Origin of the sequence: Olivibacter sp. XZL3, from assembly GCF_004368405.1 — a bacterium.
Taxonomy (GTDB): domain Bacteria; phylum Bacteroidota; class Bacteroidia; order Sphingobacteriales; family Sphingobacteriaceae; genus Olivibacter.
Map to the genome: position 1 here is coordinate 1 of NZ_SBJH01000019.1, position 4,733 is coordinate 4,733.

Below are 4,733 nucleotides of genomic sequence, written 5' to 3' on the forward strand. Positions count from 1 at the left end.
CATAAAAATCTCAAAGATCTGTACCCACAGAACTATAAACTAATAGCGACAAATCAAATATGTAGTTCATAGGGTGGATACCTACGGAGCTTAGTTCGTCATAGGTAACCCCTTGGGCAAGACTGTCATCGCCACCGGATATTCCATACCTGTTCCACTCTTCTTCCTCTTCCTCCAAATCAGGCATATTACTAAAAACTTCGTCCAGCTCTTCCTGCGGAATTTGAACACCAACGTTTTCATTTTCGTCGTATTCAATGTCTAAATTATCAGGGTTTATTACTGCTTCCTCAATTTGGCTTTCATTGGCAGTGTTTGGCAGTGAATGGCTTCGTACAGGCTTGGGCTGACCCATAATATCGGGCAGGTTCGGATTGACTTTTTCCTGTTTCGGCTGTTTTTGTTCCGACCTTTTTTTAATGATAATCTTATCCTGCACAAGCAGGATAATAATTACCAGCAGGCATATCACAATTACTATTTCCATAATCAAAGAATTGGTTTTTGTTTTTCATTATGCAACGCTCTTATATCCTCTCCAAAATCCTGAAAATGTTGCTTCAGCACATTGTACAGGTAATCGGAAATTGTGATTTTTCCATCTCCGAGCATAAAAACAATACGGGATATATTTTGGTGGAACTCTTCACTGATATAGACTGACTTCCCGCTTTTAGCCAAAAATCCTGTCGGCTGTAAAAAATTGTCCTTGTATTGCCCGATACAATCGGGCTGTTCCTTTTTCTTAAATAAATTTTTCATAATCAAATACTTTAAAAAATGGGTTTAAACTTCTCATTAAAATCATCTGTAATTGCTTTCTCAAATAGTTCAAAATGATGTTCCAGAATATTGTCAAGATAGGCATACAGCGGTATCTCATCTTTCCCTATAACCTGTACGATGCGGGATAACCGTTCGTGGTATTCCTGCCGGATATAAATGCTTTTATCCCCTCGCTTCGTCATAGAATGGGTTTTCAAAAAATGTTCACCGTAGCTGCCGTCAAGGTTTTTCTTTGTTCGGTTCCTTTCTCGTTGTACAGGTTTGCTTTGTTGTAATTCTTCCTGTTTTAGCTCGTTTTTTGCCTCTTCCTTTTCCGGCTCTTCGATGGGTTCAGGCGGAAGCCGTATCCCGTCCTTTTTGATGCCGTCCACCATAAGGTTCATCATTAACTCTTCGTTAATGTCAGGCGTGGCTTTTCTTTTATTATCTTTCTCCATAGGGTTATAATTGAGTGATTTTTAAAAACTCTTCTATGAACTGGTCTAACTGACAGGCTTTCATCAAACGTTCATCGGGAGGCATTACGGTAGAACGGAAAACGGTTTTACTGTCCGCTTCGCTTTCTTTACGGAAACGTGTGCTGTTCTTGACTTGGCTTTGCATCAAGCTTAACCCTAATTGTTCAATCAGTTGGTTATACACGCCATATAGGGGTGTGCTTTCCCTGCCATCAACCTGGTTCCAAAACAGGTTAATGGTTTCTATGGAAGTTTCCCCTTTTTTCATAATCACATCCTGCAAAAGCTGTGTAAAAATGAGCGTACTTTCCATTACCACACGGTCTGCCGTAATGGGCGTAAAAATGTGGTGCATTCCTGCCAATGCTTTTAGAATGCCGGGCGTATTCACGGTTCCGGGCAGGTCAAAGAATACAACATCAACCGGAACGGAAGAAGCGTTTACAAATTCGTGAACTGCTCCCAATACGCTATCCGCTTTGTGCTGCATAATCGGGTAGGCTTTTTTGTTGATAGTGGTAAATTGTTTGTACGCCAGCTTTTTCAAAGCCTCATTTTCCATTACCATTCCCAAATCCCTTGTCTTCATTTTCATAAGGCTGTGCTGTGGAAAATCCGCATCGAATACGGCTACGTTGTAGCCCATTCGGTAATGGAGCGTACTTGCGACAAGTGCTGTAAATGTACTTTTGCCGACACCGCCTTTTTGAGAAGAAAAGGCAATAAACAGAGGTTTCTTTTTTGTGTTCATATTTTAAAAATTTAATGTTTCTACTTACTTGCAGTCCTGCGGACAGTCAATCAGGCGTTCCTGATTTCGTTCAGGCTTCCTTGCAGGATAGCCAGCAGGCTTTCTTAACTGAACTCGTGATTTCCTGCCTGTCTGCGATACGGCAGGACGGCACTCATTCCTGTATGCTATCAGGCAGGATAGCCATCATTCTTGCGTTCCTGTAATCCTACATTCAGGAAAGCAATCCCGATTGATTGCAAGCCGTCACGCTGTCATTCTTGCATTCTTGCAATCCAGCCGTCAGGATTGCAGGATTGTTTGTATTCTTGAATGCTGTCAATCTATCAGCCCTGATTGAGTTCCTGCCTGAAATCTGATACAAAGAACTATGGATATTCTCTCCGTTGTATAGGTGTGGCAGTGTTTGGCGTTCAAAGGCAGTGTTTGGCACTGCTATACAGTACAATGCTTTCGTAAACAGGGCTTTACTTTGTACAATGATTATTATTAACGGATTTATGCAAAAGACTTTTGAGAAATCGGAGCGTAACGGGAACGGCTTCGAGCCGTTTTTCCCTGTTACATTTAATCCGTCCCGCAGGGCGGATTTTTGTGTTCAACAGAACACGGCAAGTTGTGTTTTGAGGCACTCGAAACCGAGTTCGTGCCTCAAAACAACTTGCCCTTAGCAGGGGGCAGAAAACGCTCTCCGAAGTCGAGGTTTTGTGTGGATTAAAAATGGATTAGTGATGAACGAGAACAGTAACAAAAAACAGAATAAGGGCGGACGGACACCGAAAACCGACCCGAGCATCCACCGCCACGTTTTCCGTCTTACAGACGAAGAAAATGCCAAACTTTTATCGCTTTTTGAAGCATCGGGAATGCCCAACAAAGCAAAGTTTATCATTTCCCTGCTGTTCAGTAAGGAAATGAAATCGGTTAGAATTGATAAAGGAACGGTTGATTTTTATATGCGATTGACCTCGTTTCACAGTCAGTTTCGCTCCGTAGGTGTGAATTATAATCAGATTGTAAAGCTGTTGTACAAGAATTTTTCCGAGAAAAAAGCCGCAGCGTTCCTTTACAAATTGGAAAAACAGACGGCTGAAATGGCGATGCTATGCCAAAAAATCATTCAGATAACCGAAGAATTTGAAGCAAAACATCTGAAAAAACAGCCTTAGAAATGATAGCGAAAATCGGAAGAAGCGGAAATTTATACGGAGCATTGGCGTACAATCAGCTCAAAGTGGAGAATGAAAACGGAAAAATTTTGTTTGCCAATAAGATGATTGAAACCGCTAACGGTCATTATTCCGTTGCACAATTAGCCCAATCTTTTGCCCCTTATCTCATAGCCAACCGCAATACCGAAAAGCATACGTTGCATATTTCGCTCAATCCCGACCCGAAAGACAAGGTAAGTGATGACAGGTACAGGGAAATGGCAGAGCAGTATATGCGTGAAATGGGTTACGGCGAACAACCTTTTGTGGTATTCAAGCATACCGATATTGACCGTAGCCATATTCATATTGTATCGGTTTGCGTGGACGAAGAGGGCAAAAAGATTTCGGACAAATTCGAGAAAATGCGGTCTATGAATGTTTGCCGTGAACTCGAAAGGAAATACGGTTTGATACCCGCAACGGATAAGGAACACAAGCAGAACGATAAGATTTTCCGTCCGGTGGATTACAAAGCTGGAGATGTAAAAAGCCAAATCGCTTCGGTTGTCCGCCACCTGCCGAATTATTATCAATACCAAACTTTGGGAGAATACAACGCTTTGCTTGCCCTGTTCAATGTTACTACCGAAAAAGTGGAGGGCGAATTGCAGGGGCAGCTACGGCAGGGTTTATTATACATTCCGTTAAATGAAAAAGGAGAAAGAGCCGGACATCCATTCAAGGCTTCGCTTTTCGGAAAAAACGCAGGGCTACCGACTTTGGAATTGCATTTTGCAAAAAGCAAAGAGGCTTTAAAAGACCACCCGACAAAGCCAACCATTAAAGCTGCCGTTACCATTGCCCTGCAATCAACAAATGATGAGCAGGGTTTTAAAAAGCAGTTAGGCGAACAAGGCATTAATGTAGTGGTGCGTAGAAATGACACAGGACGTATTTACGGAATAACTTTTATAGACCACAATTCTAAAACGGTCTGGAACGGTTCACGTTTAGGCAAGGAACTTTCTGCCAATACCTTTAATGATTATTGGAACAATAATATCAAACCCGAGATTAAAGAGCCAGTTGAACTACAATCGAAAATATCAAGACCAAATGATGCAGATCTTCCTGCGGAAGAACCACATCATTTGTTCGACTTCCTGAATACTAATGAAAAACACGAAGACGGTTTGATAGAAGCATTGGGCGGTTTATTGCCCGAAGCACAGGGCGAAGATTACGAGGAACAGGATTTTGCCAACAAAATGAAGAAGAAAAGAAACCGCCAAAGAGGTCAGAAATAGAAATCAGCCAAACACCGCCACGCACCGCCATTGAGTGCCACATTCTTATAGCCACTATATAGAGCCTTTAAATTCACGCCCGAACATTAAAACTAAAAATAATGCAGGGAGAAGACGATTTACGAGGGCTTGCCAAGATAATGGCATTTATGAGGGCAGTAAGTATCCTTTTGGTACTGATGCACCTTTATTGGTTCTGTAATCTTACCCTAGCTAGCTACACCCAAAACTAAAGAATTCCAATCAGACTTGCTATTGCTATCCTGTTGGAATGTGG

7 protein-coding genes and 1 pseudogene are annotated in these 4,733 nt (G+C 41.9%); 4 read left to right on the forward strand and 4 right to left on the reverse strand.

The window, feature by feature from the left end; translation table 11 throughout:
• Window positions 1-76: 76 nt before the first annotated feature.
• From EPX21_RS06035 to EPX21_RS06050, 4 genes and pseudogenes are all read right to left on the reverse strand, one after another.
• Window positions 77-487 (reverse strand): annotated as a pseudogene (locus EPX21_RS06035) (conjugal transfer protein TraD); the annotation flags it as partial.
• A 2-nt stretch (window positions 488-489) separates the two neighbouring features.
• Entirely contained in the window at window positions 490-762 is a 273-nt protein-coding gene (locus EPX21_RS06040) for a DUF3408 domain-containing protein (RefSeq protein ID WP_073063011.1), read from the reverse strand.
• An 11-nt stretch (window positions 763-773) separates the two neighbouring features.
• The gene (locus tag EPX21_RS06045) at window positions 774-1,223 is read right to left on the reverse strand and encodes a DUF3408 domain-containing protein (protein ID WP_073063013.1); all 450 of its coding nucleotides are present in this window, start codon (window positions 1,221-1,223) and stop codon (window positions 774-776) included.
• Window positions 1,224-1,227: 4 nt separating this feature from the next.
• Window positions 1,228-1,995, reverse strand: a complete 768-nt coding sequence (locus EPX21_RS06050) for a ParA family protein (protein ID WP_073063016.1) — start codon at window positions 1,993-1,995, stop codon at window positions 1,228-1,230.
• A gap of 14 nt (window positions 1,996-2,009) precedes the next feature.
• Here EPX21_RS06050 and EPX21_RS06055 point away from each other — a divergent pair, with 14 nt between their 5' ends.
• The 4 genes from EPX21_RS06055 to EPX21_RS23220 all read left to right on the forward strand — a co-directional run bounded on the left by EPX21_RS06055 (window position 2,010) and on the right by EPX21_RS23220 (window position 4,689).
• Window positions 2,010-2,201, forward strand: coding sequence for a hypothetical protein (locus EPX21_RS06055; protein WP_134088773.1), 192 nt, complete (start codon window positions 2,010-2,012; stop codon window positions 2,199-2,201).
• 525 nt (window positions 2,202-2,726) lie between these two features.
• Window positions 2,727-3,164, forward strand: coding sequence for a conjugal transfer protein MobA (gene mobA, locus EPX21_RS06060; protein WP_078677422.1), 438 nt, complete (start codon window positions 2,727-2,729; stop codon window positions 3,162-3,164).
• Window positions 3,165-3,166: 2 nt separating this feature from the next.
• Window positions 3,167-4,456, forward strand: coding sequence for a conjugal transfer protein MobB (mobB, locus tag EPX21_RS06065; RefSeq protein WP_134088774.1), 1,290 nt, complete (start codon window positions 3,167-3,169; stop codon window positions 4,454-4,456).
• Between the two features lie 98 nt (window positions 4,457-4,554).
• Complete coding sequence (locus EPX21_RS23220; RefSeq protein WP_370450934.1) at window positions 4,555-4,689, forward strand: YWFCY domain-containing protein; 135 nt, start codon at window positions 4,555-4,557, stop codon at window positions 4,687-4,689.
• Window positions 4,690-4,733: the final 44 nt, after the last annotated feature.

Coding starts and splice junctions, on each gene's coding strand:
- EPX21_RS06040 (WP_073063011.1), bottom strand. CDS start 762: ATGAAAAATTTATTTAAGAAAAAGGAACAGCCCGATTGTATCGGGCAA.
- EPX21_RS06045 (WP_073063013.1), bottom strand. CDS start 1,223: ATGGAGAAAGATAATAAAAGAAAAGCCACGCCTGACATTAACGAAGAG.
- EPX21_RS06050 (WP_073063016.1), bottom strand. CDS start 1,995: ATGAACACAAAAAAGAAACCTCTGTTTATTGCCTTTTCTTCTCAAAAA.
- EPX21_RS06055 (WP_134088773.1), top strand. CDS start 2,010: ATGTTTCTACTTACTTGCAGTCCTGCGGACAGTCAATCAGGCGTTCCT.
- mobA (WP_078677422.1), top strand. CDS start 2,727: ATGAACGAGAACAGTAACAAAAAACAGAATAAGGGCGGACGGACACCG.
- mobB (WP_134088774.1), top strand. CDS start 3,167: ATGATAGCGAAAATCGGAAGAAGCGGAAATTTATACGGAGCATTGGCG.